This window comes from Synechococcus sp. CBW1107, from assembly GCF_015841355.1.
Classification (GTDB): Bacteria; Cyanobacteriota; Cyanobacteriia; order PCC-6307; family Cyanobiaceae; genus Regnicoccus_A.
The window spans coordinates 2,727,518-2,742,918 of sequence record NZ_CP064908.1; the positions used below are offsets into that span (position 1 = coordinate 2,727,518).

The 15,401-nt window shown below is 67.9% G+C and carries 13 protein-coding genes and 1 riboswitch; of the genes, 5 read left to right on the forward strand and 8 right to left on the reverse strand.

Going from position 1 to position 15,401, the window contains the following annotated elements; genetic code table 11:
- Positions 1-6: 6 nt before the first annotated feature.
- From cobW to I1E95_RS14295, 3 genes are all read right to left on the reverse strand, one after another.
- Positions 7-1,110 carry a cobalamin biosynthesis protein CobW gene (cobW, locus tag I1E95_RS14285; RefSeq protein ID WP_197163335.1) on the reverse strand — a complete coding sequence of 368 codons (1,104 nt, stop codon included), beginning with the start codon at positions 1,108-1,110 and terminating at the stop codon, positions 7-9.
- A 2-nt stretch (positions 1,111-1,112) separates the two neighbouring features.
- A complete protein-coding gene (locus I1E95_RS14290) occupies positions 1,113-1,826 on the reverse strand; it encodes a HupE/UreJ family protein (protein ID WP_231594657.1) in 714 nt (237 codons plus the stop codon).
- Positions 1,827-1,849: 23 nt separating this feature from the next.
- Positions 1,850-2,011: riboswitch (cobalamin riboswitch) on the reverse strand.
- Positions 2,005-2,466, reverse strand: coding sequence for a pentapeptide repeat-containing protein (locus I1E95_RS14295; protein WP_231594997.1), 462 nt, complete (start codon positions 2,464-2,466; stop codon positions 2,005-2,007). Its footprint overlaps the riboswitch before it by 7 nt.
- Positions 2,467-2,596: 130 nt before the next feature.
- On the opposite strand from I1E95_RS14295, the gene upp reads away from it, so the two are divergent.
- The 4 genes from upp to glmU are packed head-to-tail and all read left to right on the forward strand — an operon-like array spanning position 2,597 to position 7,000.
- Positions 2,597-3,280 (forward strand): uracil phosphoribosyltransferase, encoded by a 684-nt coding sequence (gene upp, locus I1E95_RS14300; RefSeq protein ID WP_197163337.1) that lies wholly within the window; start codon positions 2,597-2,599, stop codon positions 3,278-3,280.
- Between the two features lie 38 nt (positions 3,281-3,318).
- On the forward strand, positions 3,319-4,683 hold the full coding sequence (gene aroA / locus I1E95_RS14305) for a 3-phosphoshikimate 1-carboxyvinyltransferase (RefSeq protein ID WP_231594658.1): 1,365 nt from the start codon (positions 3,319-3,321) through the stop codon (positions 4,681-4,683).
- Between the two features lie 14 nt (positions 4,684-4,697).
- Positions 4,698-5,618 (forward strand): MnmC family methyltransferase, encoded by a 921-nt coding sequence (locus I1E95_RS14310; RefSeq protein WP_231594659.1) that lies wholly within the window; start codon positions 4,698-4,700, stop codon positions 5,616-5,618.
- Between the two features lie 29 nt (positions 5,619-5,647).
- Positions 5,648-7,000, forward strand: a complete 1,353-nt coding sequence (gene glmU, locus I1E95_RS14315) for a bifunctional UDP-N-acetylglucosamine diphosphorylase/glucosamine-1-phosphate N-acetyltransferase GlmU (RefSeq protein WP_197163341.1) — start codon at positions 5,648-5,650, stop codon at positions 6,998-7,000.
- On the opposite strand, the gene murF is transcribed toward glmU, so the two are convergent.
- From murF to I1E95_RS14335, 4 genes are read right to left on the reverse strand one after another with little or no spacing between them, the layout of a single operon-like run.
- The gene (gene murF, locus I1E95_RS14320; protein ID WP_231594660.1) at positions 6,969-8,420 is read right to left on the reverse strand and encodes a UDP-N-acetylmuramoyl-tripeptide--D-alanyl-D-alanine ligase; all 1,452 of its coding nucleotides are present in this window, start codon (positions 8,418-8,420) and stop codon (positions 6,969-6,971) included. The genes glmU and murF overlap by 32 nt on opposite strands.
- 4 nt (positions 8,421-8,424) lie before the next feature.
- Positions 8,425-9,138 (reverse strand): hypothetical protein, encoded by a 714-nt coding sequence (locus I1E95_RS14325; protein ID WP_197163345.1) that lies wholly within the window; start codon positions 9,136-9,138, stop codon positions 8,425-8,427.
- A gap of 2 nt (positions 9,139-9,140) precedes the next feature.
- Positions 9,141-10,676: a glycogen synthase GlgA gene (gene glgA / locus I1E95_RS14330; RefSeq protein ID WP_197163347.1), complete on the reverse strand. Its 1,536-nt coding sequence runs from the start codon at positions 10,674-10,676 to the stop codon at positions 9,141-9,143.
- Between the two features lie 54 nt (positions 10,677-10,730).
- A complete protein-coding gene (locus I1E95_RS14335; RefSeq protein ID WP_231594661.1) occupies positions 10,731-11,426 on the reverse strand; it encodes a L,D-transpeptidase in 696 nt (231 codons plus the stop codon).
- 127 nt (positions 11,427-11,553) lie between these two features.
- On the opposite strand from I1E95_RS14335, the gene I1E95_RS14340 reads away from it, so the two are divergent.
- Positions 11,554-12,330, forward strand: coding sequence for a GAF domain-containing protein (locus tag I1E95_RS14340; protein ID WP_197163349.1), 777 nt, complete (start codon positions 11,554-11,556; stop codon positions 12,328-12,330).
- 102 nt (positions 12,331-12,432) lie between these two features.
- Here I1E95_RS14340 and I1E95_RS14345 read toward each other — a convergent pair whose 3' ends face one another.
- Positions 12,433-15,375: a type I restriction endonuclease subunit R gene (locus I1E95_RS14345; RefSeq protein WP_231594662.1), complete on the reverse strand. Its 2,943-nt coding sequence runs from the start codon at positions 15,373-15,375 to the stop codon at positions 12,433-12,435.
- Positions 15,376-15,401: the final 26 nt, after the last annotated feature.

Consider the following 15,401-nt stretch of genomic DNA (forward strand, 5'->3'; position numbering starts at 1 on the left):
GTCGCTTCAGACCCTGGGGCTGAGGGCCGCGCCGCCCAGGGCTTGCTCCAGCCGCCCCCGGTCCAGGTGCAGCCCCAGCACCACCAGCTCCAGGCCCGGGCGTTCACCGCCGGTGGCAGCGACGCTCTGACGGTCGTACCAGCAGTCGAGCCGCGGACCGACCGCCTGGATCTGCAGGGGCCTCGGCTTGCCGCTCTGACGCAGCCAGCCCTTGAGTCGCAGGATCCCCTGCTCCACGATCTGCTCGCTCAGAAGGCGTTCCAGCGCCTGCCGCTCGAACTCCCCGGGCAGCTGCAGCGCCAGTGACTGCATCGGCACATGACTGTGGTCGTGGTGATGGTCGTGATCACCGTCGTGATCCGGGTCGTGCCCGTGGAGGGCCGGCTCCAGGCGCTGCAGGCCGAGCATGAGCTCCGCGGACACCTCTCCGCGCACCATCGGCAGCACCTGCACTCCTGGACGGCAGAGCGGAGTCAGCTGCCGCTGAACGGCCTCGCTGCGGGAGGCCTCGAGCCGATCGGCCCGGCTCATCAGCACCAGGTCCGCCGCCGCCAGCTGATCGCGGAAGAGGTCCTCAAGGTCACTGAGGTGGTCGAGGCTGGGGTCGGCCGCCCGCTGGCGCTCCAGGGCCGCCGGATCGCCCACCACACTGCCCTGAGCCAGGGCTTCGCCATCGACCACCGCCACCACGCCATTGACGCGGGTGCGGGTGCGGATCTCGGGCCACTGAAAGGCCTGCACCAGCGGCTCGGGCAGGGCCAGACCGCTGGTCTCGACCACGATGCCGTCGAGGCGATCGGCCTGGGCCAGCAGGATCTGCATGGTGGGCAGGAACTCGTCCTGGACGGTGCAGCAGAGGCAGCCGTTGGCCAGCTCCACCAGCCGGCCGTCGAGCTCGTCGTCGGGGCAGAAGCCGCAGCTGCGCAGCAGGGCTCCATCAATGCCCACCTCGCCGAACTCATTCACCAGCACCGCCAGACGCTGTCCACTGTGGAGCAGCAGCTGGCGCAGCAGCGTGGTCTTGCCGGCGCCGAGAAAGCCGGTCACGACGGTGACCGGCAGCCGCCGGCCGGGGAGCGGGGCCGGCGGGACCGCGGTAGGGATCGCCATCGTCAGGGCACCAGCTGGGTCCAGGCGAACGTGGCGCCGATGCCGATCAGCATCCCGGCCACCAGCCGCAGGTTGGCGGCCTGAAGCCCCCGGGCCCAGGAGCGGACCAGGGTGACGGCCGTGATCAGCAGGGCCCCCTGGCTGATCAGCAGGCCCGCCAGATACAGAACCTGGGCCGAGATCGACCAGCCCAGCACCGGCTGGCTCAGGACACTGCCGTGCAGGGCGATGGCGGGCAGGAGGATCCAGCGGGGCCAGCGGCCCAGCACCACCAGACCGGTGGCCACGAGCGAGAGGGCCACCAGCAGTTCACTGCCGGGCGGCAGCGGCAGCACCAGGCCGAGGGCAGTGGAGCCCAGTCCGATCGCCAGCAGGGCGATCACCCAGCGCAAAGGCTGTTGCAGCCCCACAAGGCCGAGGCTGAGCAGAAAGAGGAGATGGTCAGGGCCGAGCAGGGGATGCCCCAGGCCGCTGAGGAAACCGGCCAGGCCACCTTCCTTCAGTCCGAAGGCCTCCATCAGGTGGTGGGCCGAGGCGGGTGCAGCCAGCAGCGAGAGCAGCAGCAGGGGCGCCAGCCCCACCAGGCTGATCAGACTCCTGGGGATGGGCCTGGCGCTGGTGGGCTCGTGAGCGCTGGTGTGGCCTGATCGGGAAGCGGGACTGGTGGGCCGTGCCGGCTGACGCAGCCGGGCCGGATCCCTGGACAGGAAGGTCATGGTCTGGAATTCCGGTCCGCGCCGGCACGAGAGGGAGAACCGGCGGGTGTTCTGACTGGCTCGTGCGGCGGCTGCTGACCGGAGCACGGGCTTCACAGCTGCGGGACAGCGCCGGACTCACACCGGACTTTCCCCCTTGCCCCCGGTGGCTGCTCACCACCGGAACCGGACCCGAATGCTACCGGCAGCCCAGGCTTTCGACCGTGGACACCCCGGTGCTCGGGTTGACGCCATCGGCGCGGGAGCAGAGGGCCTTGACCTGGGAGAGATCCAGCACGGCGTCGCTGAAATCGGCTCCATCGATCCGGGCACCGGTGAAGCGGCTCTGCATGAGCATGGCGTTGCGCAGCACAGCACCACTCAGGTCAGCCCCATCGAAGCGGGTGGCGAAGGCCACGACGTCTTCGAGGTCGGCCGCGCTCAGGTTGGAGTTGGTGAGATCACTGGAGTTGAACACCGCCCCGCGCAGATCGCTGCCGCTGAGGTCGTAGCCGCTCATCGACGCCTTGAGGAACTCCTGCTGGCGCAGGTCACGCCCGTGCATATCGGGCTGCAGATCCTGCAGGGCGCGCTGACCCCGCAGCTCCGGCGCGGTGATCGCCGCGGCGCTGCCCACACCCACGAGCAGCGAGCTGCCGATCAGCAGGATCAGCCCCGCCAGCAGCGACCACCAGCGCCTGTGAACGCGCTGCCGGCAGGAGGCGAGGGGCCCGGACACCCGAAGAGCAGACGGCACGGCGCACGTAGCGTGACGGCTCAAGCTATGGCACATGAGCATGTCGCTGCGGGTGGTCGTTCCACCCCATCCCCTGATCGCCCACTGGCTCACGCTGCTGCGGGACCGGAACACCCCCTCGCCGCTGTTCGCCACCGCCATGGCCGAGCTGGGGCGCTGGCTCACCTACGAGGCCGTGCGCGACTGGCTGCCCCAGAGATCCCTGCAGGTGCAGACTCCCCTGGCCGTCACCGAGGGGATGGTGGTGGATCCGTCGGTGCCCGTGCTGGCGGTGCCGGTGCTGCGGGCCGGACTGGGGCTGTGGGCCGGAGCCCAGGCGGTGTTGCCCTCAGCCCGGGTGGCCCACATGGGCCTGGTGCGGGATGAGCACACGGGCGAGGCCAGTTGCTACCTCGACACACTGCCGCAGCGGATCGGCGAGCGGGTCGGAGTGATGGTCTTCGATCCGATGCTCGCCACCGGCGGCAGCCTGATCCAGGTGCTGGAGCGCCTGGAGGCCCGGGGTGTGACGGGGCAGCGGTTGCGGGTGATCACGGCCCTGGCGGCCAGTCCCGGACTCGCGGCCCTCGGCAGGCGTTTCCCGGATCTGAAGGTGTACACGGCCTGTATCGATCCCGAGCTGGATGAGGCCTTCCGCATCGTTCCCGGCCTGGGCGATGCCGGGGATCGCCTCAACGGCTCCCAGTCGCCGGCGTTTCCGGCGGAAGCTCAGGCCTAGGCTCCCCCGATTCCCCCTTCGCTCCGCCCCTCCGTCGCATGGCCGTCGCCCCCGCTCCCGGCAGCCCCCTGATCCTGGGCTCCAGCGCCGGGGCTGGCCTGGAGCGCAGCCTGCGGGGAAGGGTGCGGGTGCCGGGCGACAAGTCGATTTCCCACCGGGCCCTGCTTTTCGGCGCCATCGCCGAAGGCGAGACCCGCATCGAGGGGCTGCTTCCCGCCGAGGATCCCCTCAGCACCGCCGCCTGCCTGAGGGCCATGGGGGTCACCATCAGCCCGATCAGGGCCGGTGAAGCGGTGCTGGTGCAGGGAGTCGGCCTCGATGGCCTGCGGGAGCCCGAGGACGTGCTCGACTGCGGCAATTCCGGCACCACCATGCGCCTGATGCTGGGGCTGCTGGCGGGCCGCACGGGCCGCCATTTCGTGCTCAATGGCGATGCCTCCCTGCGCCGGCGGCCGATGGCCCGGGTCGGCCAGCCCCTGGCCGGCATGGGCGCGCAGATCCGCGGACGGGCGGGCGGCAATCTCGCTCCGCTGGCGATCGAAGGCAGCCAGCTTCACGGCGCGGTGATCGGCACACCCGTGGCCTCGGCCCAGGTGAAATCAGCCCTGCTGCTGGCGGCCCTCACGGCCAGCGGGTCCACAACCGTGATCGAGCCGGCCCGCTCCCGCGATCACAGCGAGCGCATGCTCAGCGCCTTCGGTGCCGAACTGGAGGTGGGTGGTGACATGGGGCGCATGATCTGTCTCCATCCCGGGTCCACCCTGAGGGGTCTGCCGGTGGTGGTGCCCGGTGACATCAGTTCGGCGGCCTTCTGGCTGGTGGCCGCCGCCATCACCCCCGGAGCCGAGATCACCGTGGAGAACGTGGGTCTCAACCCGACCCGCACCGGTCTCCTCCAGGTGCTTCAGCAGATGGAAGCCCGGCTGGAGGTGCTCAATCCCCGCGATGTGGCCGGTGAGCCGGTGGGGGACGTGCGTGTCAGCCATGGTCCGCTGAAGGCCTTCGAGATCGGTGGCGACCTGATCCCCCTGCTGGTGGATGAGATCCCGATCCTGGCGGTGGCGGCCTGCTGCGCCGAGGGGGTGAGCCGCATCCGTGATGCCGGGGAACTGCGCGTGAAGGAAACGGACCGGCTGGCGGTGATGGCGCGCCAGCTCGGGGCGATGGGGGCAGCACTGGAGGAAACCGCCGACGGCCTGGTCATCGAGGGTGGCCGTCCCCTCCATGGCGCCGAGGTCGACAGCGAAACCGACCACCGGGTGGCCATGAGCCTGGGGGTGGCCGCCCAGGTGGCCGGCGGCACCACCCGGCTGCACCGCAGCGAGGCGGCGGCGGTGTCCTATCCAGGCTTCTGGGAGGATCTGGCGCGTCTGCAGACCGGTCCCTCCGGTCCCGCGGGGTGAAGCCCGGGGCTCCCGTGGCGGCCCACCTCAGTCCCCGCCTCACCGATGACGGCAGTTTCAGCCTGCACAGCGCCGAGTTCGCTGAAGGATTTCACTGCCGCAGTGGCGCCCTGCTGGAGGCGCGGCGCACCTATGCGGATCCGGCCCAGCTGGAACGCTTCAGCGCCGGGACGGAGCTCCGGGTGGTGGATGTCTGTGTGGGGCTGGGCACCAACAGCGCCGTCCTGCTCGAGCTGGCGGCCCCCCTGGGGTTGCGTCTGCACTGGTTCGGCCTGGAGATCGATCCGGCCCCCCTGGCTCTGGCCCTGGCGGAGCCGTCCTTCCGCCGGCAGTGGCAGCCCGCGCTCGGGCTGGATCTGCTCCGGCAGCTGAGGGACACCGGTCGCTGGATCAGCCCCCACGGGCGGGGAGACCTGCGCTGGGGTGATGCACGAGAGCAGATCAGGTGGGTGACGGCGCAGGCCGCGGGGCGCTGCGATCTGGTGATGCTCGATGCCTTCTCACCGCGCCATTGCCCCCAGCTCTGGAGCCAGGAGTTTCTGGCCGCACTGGCCGCGCTGCTGGCCCCCCAGGGGCGTCTGCTCACCTATTGCTCGGCCGCCGCCCCCCGCCGCAGCCTGGCGGCGGCCGGCCTCCAGCTGGCGGCGCTGCGGTCCGAAGCCGCTGGGACCTCGGCTGCCGGGGCCGCTCAGGCCTGGAGCCTGGGCACCGTGGCGGCCCGGACGCTGGAGGCGTCCTCGCCCTGGTGGCGGCCCCTCTCGCTGATGGAGCAGGAGCATCTGGCCAGCCGGGCCGGAGAGCCCTACCGCGACCCGGGAGGCAACGCCGAGGCCTCCCGGATCCTGGCTGATCGCCAGAGGGCCCAGGCTCTCAGCGGGACGGAGCCGTCGGGTGCCTGGCGGCGGCGCTGGGGTCTTGACGGACGAGGCCGGTAGATTCCGACGCCAGATGCCTTGATCCGCCGATGCTCGCCGTTGCCGTGCTGGCCGCTGGAAAGGGCACCCGGATGAAGAGCGATCTGCCCAAGGTGCTGCAGTCCCTGGCAGGCGTCACCCTGGTGGAGCGGGTGCTGGCCAGCTGCCGCCACCTCGAACCCCAGCGGCAGGTTTTGATCGTGGGCCACCAGGCCGAACGCGTGCGCTCCGTCCTGGCCGGCCTGGAGGGACTGGAGTTCGTGCTGCAGCAGCCCCAGAACGGCACGGGCCATGCCGTGCAGCAGCTGCTGGATCCTCTGGCCGACTTCGAGGGGGAGCTGCTGGTGCTCAATGGGGATGTGCCCCTGCTGCGGCCCGCCACCCTGGAGGCCCTGCTGGAGCGGCACCGGGCGAGCGGGGCGGCGGTGAGCCTGCTCACCGCCCGGCTGGCTGATCCCAGTGGCTACGGCCGGGTGTTCACCGATGACCACGGCCAGGTGGACGCGATCGTGGAGCACCGCGACTGCAGCGAGGAGCAGCGCCGCCATGACCTCACCAATGCCGGCATCTACTGCTTCGACTGGCGTGCCCTGGCGGCGGTGCTGCCGAAGCTGAGCACCGACAACGACCAGGGGGAGCTCTACCTCACCGACACCGTGGCGATGCTCCGCCCCGCCGTGCATGTGGAGGTGGAGGACCCCGCCGAGATCGCCGGCATCAACGACCGACTGCAGCTCGCCCAGTGTGAGCTGGCCCTGCAGGATCGGCTCCGCTGCCACTGGATGGCGGAAGGTGTGAGTTTCATGGACCCGGCCAGCTGCACCCTCAGTGAGGGCACCCGTTTCGGCCGGGATGTGCTGGTGGAGCCCCAGTGCCATTTCCGGGGCAATACCAGCATCGGCAGCGGCTGCCGCATCGGGCCCGGTTGCCTGATCGAGGACAGTCAGCTCGAGGACGGGGTGGAAGTGCTCTACTCCGTGCTCCGCGATGCGAGCGTGGCCGGGGGCTGCGTGGTGGGTCCCTTCGCCCAGCTCCGCGCGGGTGCGCGGCTGGAGAGCGGCTGCCGCATCGGCAATTTCGTGGAGGTCAAGAACAGCCATCTGGCCGCAGGCTGCAAGGCCAACCACCTCAGCTATCTCGGCGATGCCGATCTGGGGACCGGGGTGAACGTGGGGGCGGGAACGATCACCGCCAACTTCGACGGCGTGCGCAAGCACCGCACCGTGATCGGCGCCGGCAGCAAGACCGGCGCCAACTCGGTGCTGGTGGCACCGATCGTGCTGGGTGCCGGCGTCACCGTGGGGGCTGGCTCCACCCTCACTCGCGACGTGCCGGCCGGTGCCCTGGCCCTGGGCCGCGCCCGTCAGCTGATCAAGGCCGACTGGAGCCCGCCGCAGGGCTGAGCCCTCGCTCCAGCAGCGGCAGCAGGCGCTCCAGGGCCACCCCCCGGCTGGCTTTGAGCAGCAGGTGGTCGCCCGGCTCCAGCCAGTCCAGCAGCGTCTGGGCGGCTTCAGCGGGTGAGTCGAGCCGTTGCAGGCGCGGCAGACCGGCGGCCCCCGCCAGCAGGGCCTCCCCTTCGGCGCCACCCGCCACGATCACCAGACCATCGAGACCGAGGGCTCTGGCCCGCTCGCCCACCCGGCGGTGCAGCTCGGTGCTCTGCTCCCCCAGCTCGAGCATGGTGCCGAGTGCCGCGAAACGGCGGCCTGGCTGGGCTCCGAGCAGATCCAGTGCGGCCAGCATCGCTTCGGGGGAGGCGTTGTAGGTCTCGTCGAGCACCTCGATCTCCCCGAGGCGGATCCGCCGGCTGCGTCCTCCCGGCAGGGTCACCTCCAGCTGGCGCAGCTGCAGCGGATCCACCCCCAGTTCACGGGCCACGGCCAGGGCCAGCAGCAGGTTGCGGGCGTTGTGGCGGCCCGGCAACGGCAGCCCGGTGCTGTGCTCGCTGGCCCCAGGCTCCGCCTCCCCCCAGAGCAAGCGGCCGCCGTCGGCGCCGGCCTGAAGGCGGCCCAGCAGCTGGGCCGGCTGAGGGCCCGCGGGGTCGTCGTGGAGGGCGACGCGCATCACCCGCCCGCTCCAGACGGCGGCGAGGCTGGCCTCGAGCAGGGGGTCACCGGCAGGGATCACCACCAGCCCATCGGGGCGCAGGGCTGTCACGATCTCGCACTTGGCGGTGGCGATGGCCTCGCGGCTGCCCAGCCGGCCGATGTGGGCCGTGCCGATGTTGGTGATCACGGTGATGTCGGGTTCGGCGCAGCGGCTGAGCCGCTCGATCTCCCCCAGTCCGCGCATGCCCATCTCCACCACCACGGCCCGATGCTCAGCGCCGGCCTTGAGCAGGGTGAGCGGTACGCCGATGTCGTTGTTCTCGTTACCCACGCTGGCAAGCACCGGCCCGAGGGGGGAGAGCACGGCCCTGATCAGCTCGCGGGTGGTGGTCTTGCCGGCCGAGCCGGTCACGGCGATCACCGGCGCGCTGCCCTGGCGGCGCCACAGACGTCCCAGCTCCTGGTAAGCCGCCTGGGTGTCATCCACCAGCCAGATCCGGCCGCCGCTGGAGCGCACCAGGTCCTCGGCCTGCCCGGCGCTGAGACGGTCCCGCTGGGCCAGGGCGCCCAGCGCCCCCTGCTCCAGGGCCGCCGCCAGGAAGCGGTGGCCATCGAAGCGCTCGCCCACCAGCGGCACGAACAGGCAGCCGGGTTCCAGCTCACGGCTGTCGGTGCCGATCCGGCTGAAGCGGGCCGCCGGATCGGCGGCGGCCGCTTCGATCGGCGGGCCCCACAGCTCCACCAGGTTCGCCAGCTGCATCGCGTCCGCCCGCATCGGATCAATCGAGCAGAATCATGCCGCCGCCCACGACGGCGTCCCGCCCCAGCTCGCCGCCGTCGGGGTCGAGCAGGCGCAGGTGCTCGTAGCCGAGGCCAAGGGCCTGCTGCCACCACTGCTGCGCCAGCCGTTGCCGTTCTTGCTCGGGCAGGCCCTGGAAGGCCTCGGAGATCCGCAGGTTCAGCAGCGCCGCCCCGCCGCCGTTGGGAGCCGCCAGCACCAGGCCCGAGTCGTCACGGAAGCCCTGCGGCAGCTGGATCGGAACGCTGCCGGCGCCCGGAGCCGCCGTCGCGTCCAGGGGTTCCGGGGGTTCCGGAAGTTCCGTGGGTTCCGGCAGATCTGCGGGGGCGTCCACCGGAGTCTGCAGCGGGTCAAGGGCTGGATCCGTGGGCCGCGGAGGCGCTGCAACCGTTGGCGAGGCTCCTGAGCCACCCCGCTCCACGGGGCTCTCGACACCGGCCGGGTGCAGCTGCCGAACGGCCAGTCCTCCGGTCAGGACCAGCAGGACCAGGATCAGCAGCAGCAGAGCGGGCCAGAAGAGGGTGGCCTGACGCCCGGGCCAGAACGGGGGTGTGGGCAGATCCCCCTGCCACTGGCGGCGCCACAGCCTCCTCAGGGCCAGCACGCAGCTGGCGGCCACCGCACGCAGATCCCTCCCCAGGGCCCGCCAGGGACTTTCGTAGACGACGGGCAGCTCGGAGCCCGAGCGCTCCATGCTCAGCCCTGGCCGCGGCGCAGAAGGGCGGAGAGGGGATTGCGGGGGCCACCGCCGCCTTCCGGCCTGGTGGGTTGGGCCGCAGCCTCGGCCTGGACGAGGCTGGGGTCGGCCTCCTGACCAAGGGAGAACTGCTCCACATCGGCGGCCGAGGGGGTGGGCTGCTTGACTCCGCGCACGTCGCGGTACATGGCGTCGTACTCGAGCGCTGAACGGGTCCAGCTGTGGTCCACCGCCATGGCGCGTAGCTGCAGCTCCCGCCAGCTGTGGCTGTGGCGGTAGGCCTCCCAGGAGCGCACGATCGCGGTGTAGAAGTCGACGGGCTCATAGCGATCGAAGCAGAAGCCGGTGCCGCTGTGGTCGGCGGGCACATGGGGCTGGACGGTGTCGACCAGGCCGCCCACCTTGCGCACGATCGGGATGCAGCCATAGCGCATCGCCAGCATCTGACTGATGCCGCAGGGCTCGAAGCGGCTGGGCATCAGGAAGGCATCGGCGCCGGCATAGATCAACCGCGCCAGGGCATCGTCGTAGGTGAGGAACACGGAGAAGCGGCCGGGATGACGGGCGGCCATCTGCCAGAGGCCCGATTCATAGTGGCGGTCGCCTGTTCCCAGCACCACGATCTGGCTGTCGGAATAGGCCAGGACCCGGTCGGCCACCTGCAGCAGCAGATCCACACCCTTCTGATCCACCAGTCGGCTCACCATCCCCATCAGATAGGTGTCGGCGTTGACCCCCAGCCCCATGCGCTCCTGCAGCACCCGCTTGTTGGTGGCCCTCGGAGCCATGTCGGTGGCGCTGTAGCAGGCGGGCAGCAGGCTGTCGGTGGCGGGGTTCCAGGCTTCGGTGTCGATGCCGTTGAGGATGCCGCGCAATTTTCCGCTGATGTAATTCAGCAGGCCATCGAGGCGTTCGCCGTATTCGGGCGTGCGGATCTCCTGGGCATAGGTGGGAGAGACGGCGTTGACCCGGTCGGCATAGAGCAGTGCGGCGGCCATCGTGTGATCCCCCTGCATGTACCAGGGAATCCAGGTCATGCGCTCGAGTTTCCAGCGCCAGGGTCCCTGGTATTCGAGGTTGTGGATGGTGAAGACCGTGCTGATCTCCGGGTCCTGGTGCATCCAGACCGGGATCATCCCGGTGTGCCAGTCATGGCAGTGAAAGACCTCCGGCTTCCAGTGGTTCCAGGCGAATTCGGCGGCGGCGTTGGCAAAGAACGTGAAGCGCCAATCCTCATCTTCTCCGCCGTAGATGCGTTCCGGATCGAACACCGGATGACCGATCAGGTAGAGCGGCAATCCATGGCTGGGATGCCTGGTTTCATAGACGGCGAAGTCGTTGCCCATCGCCCGGCCGCGCCAGACGGGTTCGGTGGGGATCTCCAGGCGACTCCAGAGCTTGCCGTAGCCCGGCATGATCGTGCGCACGTCGTGGCCGAGGGCCGCCACCGCCGGCGGCAGGGACCCCACCACATCGCCCATGCCCCCCACCTTGATCATCGGGGCGCACTCGGCGGCGGCGAACAACACGCGCATGGGGAGAACGCAGGGGAGGGCCGAACTCTACGTTTGCTGCCCCGGGTGACCCCTTCAGGGCAGCACGGTCACCACAGTGCCCATGCGCACCAGTTCAAAGAGGTCACGCACGTTCTCGTCGTACATGCGCACGCAGCCGTGGGAGACCGCCCGGCCGACGGTCTCGCGCTGGGGTGTGCCGTGGAAGCCGGCGGTGACGCAGCCCTTCACCTCCAGGTGCTGCTGACCGTTGAACCCGCGCTTGCCGGCGCAGTCGCGGTGGAAGCCGATCCAGCGGCTACCCAGGGGGTTGTTCGGACCGGGGGGGTAGAGCTTGCCGCTCACCGGGTGCTTCCAGACCGGATCGGGCGCCATCTCGATCACCTGGAAGCGGCCAAGAGGCGTTTCCCAGCCGGGCATGCCCACGGCCACCGGGAAACGGCGCAGCTCTCGGCCATCCTCGATCACCACCACCTGCCGCTTGCTGCGGTGGAGCACCAGGCTGCGCTCAGGACCCGGGGACGCGATTGCCAGAGTGGCGCTGGAACCGGCCTGCGCTGGTGTCTGGGTCTGTGCCGGTGGCTGCTGGGTCGGCTGTGGTTGAAGGGCCGGGGTGTGGGGGAGCTCGATCGGCGGATGCCACGGCCGTGGAGCGGAGACAAGGGGCTGCACCTCTGCCAGGGCACCGGCCGGTGACAGCAGGCTGCCACCGAGCAGCAGGGTCGCCAGCGGGATTGTGAAGCGGAAAGGCACGGCCGGGCGTTGGGTCACAAGCTCTTCAGACCTAGGCTAACCATCGCGGTCTCGACAGGACCGTGATGGCCAGGACTGCGATTCAGAGGATGCAGAGGAAACAATGGGCTGGCGCCCCGGAGAGTCCTTGCTCTCTCTGGAGACCATGACCCCCTTCCCCGACTATCCGACTCCCGCCGATGAGGAAGAGCGGCTGCGGTCGCTGGAGAGGACCCTGCTGCTCGACACCGAATCGGACGCGGACCTCGACCGCATCACCACCCTGGCCTCCGAGACCCTGGACACACCGATCGCCCTGATCTCGCTGGTGGATCGGGAGCGTCAGTGGTTTCTGTCCAGAGTGGGTCTCGAGGCCTCCCAGACACCCCGGTCCATGGCGTTCTGCGCCCACGCGATCACCCAGTGCTCGACGCTGGTGGTGCCTGACGCCCTGGACGACCCCCGCTTCAACACCAATCCGCTGGTGGTGTCTGAGCCGAAGATCCGCTTCTATGCCGGCGCCCAGCTCAGGCCTCAGGACGGGCAAGCCCTTGGCACCCTCTGTGTGATCGATCGGGCACCCCGCCAGTTCAGCCCACGGCAGCTGCACTGGCTCCAGCTCTTCTCCGAACAGGTGAGCCGGGAAATCGAGCTGCGCCAGCGGCTGGCGCGTTGTCCCATCACCGGGTTCTTTCGCCGCAGCGCATTCGAAATGCTCTGTCAGAAGGAGTTCGAGCGGGCCTGGGCCAGCTTGATGGAGCCCACCAGGGCACCGATGCCGCTGCTCTCGATCACCACGGTGTGGCCGAAATCCCGTACAACGGCCTTCAACTCCGGTGCAGAGAACCAGCTGGGGAAGTCATCGCTCGAGCTCAGCGGCTGGAGAGGATCTTTCACTGAGATGGGAGTCTGTAAATCCCGTCCGCTGCAGCTGATTGTTTAACGATCAGATTTTAACGCAGATCAGACTCCCTCGGAACTGCAAGAAATTCCCCTACCATGTTATAAGACATAGAATGCAGAGATAGCCGATGATTGTCTGTCCCTATTCATAGGTGAGCCCAAAGACCGTATCCGCCATCCAATGGCGGAACGACTCGTTGTCCATGAATTGCTTGAAGAGTTCCATATCGTCTTTGAGCACATCCGTCATCACACGGGTCAGTGCCTTGTCATGTTCGATTCGCGCATTCTGCTTGTCGGAATTCTGGCGGGCATTCTGGTAGGCCGGGTCCGCTGAAACGCGCCTGGGGATGTCTTCGGTGATCAAGCGGTTGACTCGATCCTCGTCGGTCCACTCGATGTTGCCGAACTGGTCATTGAACACCTTGAGGATGTTCGAAAGTCGATCGAGCTCAGGTTCGGGTCTGCGCCCGCCGCCAGCGGCGGGAACCGGTTCGATCTCGGCGTCCTCGTCGGGCAGTTGAATCCTTACGGCCGCCTGTTTCTCCACGCGGTAACTATCCATGTCGATCGCTTCCAGAATGCCCGCTGAGAGGTCTTCCTCAATCGGAGCCGGAAGCTTGGAGATGAGGAAGTTCAGCAGGATCGAGAGCTTCTCCCAATCGGCGTTGGTGTAGGGGAGAATCGATGAGAGGAAGCCGTAGGTGCGGGTGAAGGCCTTGGCCTTGCCCTTGAACTCCACCTGGCCATCTTCGTCAAGCTGCTCTCGGTAGGCCGCCACGCAGGCATCAAGGATGGGATCGAGTTGATCGCGATCCGCACCCCCTAGATACAGTTCCACCAATTCGTCAACCTGCGGCTGATCGTAGACCTGATAGCCATCGAGAGCGGCTTTCAGATCGTGGAGCTTGTTGGGATCGGTCTCCTCGGCGAGGATCGTGGTGCGGTAGTAGTCAGCGAAAGCCTGCTGAATGGTGTCGACGTCGTTCATGAAGTCGAGCACGAAGACGTCATGCTTCTTGGGGTGGGCGCGGTTCAGCCGTGACAAGGTTTGCACCGCCTTGATACCCGACAGCACTTTGTCGACATACATCGTGTGCAGCAGGGGTTCGTCGTAGCCGGTCTGGAATTTGTCGGCACAGATCAGAAAGCGATAGGGATCTTCCTGGATCTTGTCGGCGATCTGGCTCGATGGAAACCCGTTGAGGGAGGCTTCGGTGACTTTGGTGCCACCGTACTCGTGCTCGCCGGAGAAGGCGACGATGGGCAGGTATCGGCTTTTCCGCTCGCTGAGATAGCTACGAAAGGCATGGAAATACTGGATGGCCCGTTCGATGCCGCTGGTCACCACCATGGATCGGGCCTCGCCGCCAATCTTGCTTAGGGAAAGCACCTGCTCGTGGAAGTGATCCACCATGATCTCCGCCTTGAGCTGGATCGCATGCTCATGGCTCTCCACGTAGCGGCGGAGCTTCTTCTTGGCGCGCTTGCTGTCGAACTCGGGATCACTCTCCACCTTTTTGATGAGCTTGTAGTAGCTCTCCACCGGTGTATAGTGGCGCAGCACATCGAGGATGAAGCCCTCCTGAATGGCCTGCTTCATCGTGTAGCTGTGGAACGGAAGGTGGTGCACGGTTCCATCGGCCTGGGGGTCGGGATGCCCGAAGATCTCCAGGGTCTTGTTCTTGGGTGTGGCCGTGAAGGCGAAATAGCTGGCATTGGGCAGCAGCTTCTTGGCCCCCATCAGCCGATTGATCTTGTCTTCAGTGGACTCCTCTGCTTCCTCCGCCCCAGTGCTGGAGAGGGCCAGGGAGAGGGCCGCCGAAGTGCGTCCGCCCTGGCTGGAATGGGCTTCGTCGATCACGATTGCAAAGCTGCGGCCGCGCTGCTCATTGCCGATTTCGTCAAGGATGTATGGAAACTTCTGAACCGTGGTGATGATGATCTTCTTGCCTTCGGCGATAAAGCCACGCAGATCCCCGGCTTTATCGGCATGTCCAACCGTGGCACCCACCTGGGCGAACTGCCTGATGGTGTCGCGGATCTGCTGATCGAGGATGCGGCGGTCAGTGACCACCAGGATCGAATCGAAAACGGCGGTGTTGTTGCGCTCAAGGCCGATCAGCTGGTGGGCCAACCAGGCGATCGAGTTGCTCTTCCCGCTACCGGCGGAGTGCTGGATCAGATAGCGGCGGCCGGCGCCGTGCTCAGCGGCATCAGCGAGCAGGCGACGCACCACATCGAGCTGGTGGAAACGTGGCCAGATCTGCACGGCCTTCTTCCTGCCTGTCTTCTCGTCTTTGGTCTCGACCACCTGGGCGTAGTTCTCCAGGATGTCGGTTAGGCCCTCTCGGGTGAGGATCTGCTTCCAGAGATACGCAGTCTTGAGGCCGTCCGGGTTCGGGGGGTTGCCAGCACCATCGTTCCAACCCTGGTTGAAAGGCAGAAACCAGGAGGCCTTGCCTTTGAGCTGGGTGCAGAAGCGCACCTCGTGATCGTCCACGGCGAAATGGGCCACGCAGCGGCCGAATTCGAAGAGCTTCTCCCGAGGGTCACGGTCGAGCTGGTATTGCTTCACGGCGTCAGCAACCGTCTGCTTGGTGAGGCTGTTCTTGAGTTCAAAGGTGGCCACCGACAGGCCATTGATGAACAGGCCCAGGTCCAGAGCTCGCTGGGTTTCATCGCGGCTATAGCGGAGCTGGCGGGTCACGCTGAAGCGGTTGGCGGCGAAGCGCTCGATCGCTGTGGGGTTCCCTGGTGAAGGCGTGCCGCAGAAGAGATCGAGGTGATGGGGCCCGTGCTTGAGGCCGTGGCGCAGCACGTCGATCGTGCCGCGCCTGGAGATTTCACCCTGCAGTCGCGCCAGGAACTTGCGGCGGGTGGGTCCATCGACCTCCAGCGCCAGGGAATCGAGGGCATCGGGCTGGGTGGCCATCAGGAAGCCGCGCAGCTGCACGAGATCGATGCAGTAGTCGCGGTCGTAATGGGTGGGATCTCCCAGCAGCCACCCGGTGCCACCAGCCACCGGCACGCTGGTTTCGGTGGCGGCGTGTGTGGGCACGAGCACGTCGGTGCGGCCGGTCATGGCCCGCACGATCAGGGCTTCCAGTC

Bases quoted from the DNA above. Each gene is read 5' to 3' on its own strand.
- murF (WP_231594660.1), bottom strand. From the start codon at position 8,420: ATGCGGGCGGACGCGATGCAGCTGGCGAACCTGGTGGAGCTGTGGGGC.
- glmU (WP_197163341.1), top strand. From the start codon at position 5,648: ATGCTCGCCGTTGCCGTGCTGGCCGCTGGAAAGGGCACCCGGATGAAG.
- upp (WP_197163337.1), top strand. From the start codon at position 2,597: ATGAGCATGTCGCTGCGGGTGGTCGTTCCACCCCATCCCCTGATCGCC.
- I1E95_RS14345 (WP_231594662.1), bottom strand. From the start codon at position 15,375: ATGACCGGCCGCACCGACGTGCTCGTGCCCACACACGCCGCCACCGAA.
- cobW (WP_197163335.1), bottom strand. From the start codon at position 1,110: ATGGCGATCCCTACCGCGGTCCCGCCGGCCCCGCTCCCCGGCCGGCGG.
- glgA (WP_197163347.1), bottom strand. From the start codon at position 10,676: ATGCGCGTGTTGTTCGCCGCCGCCGAGTGCGCCCCGATGATCAAGGTG.
- aroA (WP_231594658.1), top strand. From the start codon at position 3,319: ATGGCCGTCGCCCCCGCTCCCGGCAGCCCCCTGATCCTGGGCTCCAGC.
- I1E95_RS14325 (WP_197163345.1), bottom strand. From the start codon at position 9,138: ATGGAGCGCTCGGGCTCCGAGCTGCCCGTCGTCTACGAAAGTCCCTGG.
- I1E95_RS14290 (WP_231594657.1), bottom strand. From the start codon at position 1,826: ATGACCTTCCTGTCCAGGGATCCGGCCCGGCTGCGTCAGCCGGCACGG.
- I1E95_RS14340 (WP_197163349.1), top strand. From the start codon at position 11,554: ATGACCCCCTTCCCCGACTATCCGACTCCCGCCGATGAGGAAGAGCGG.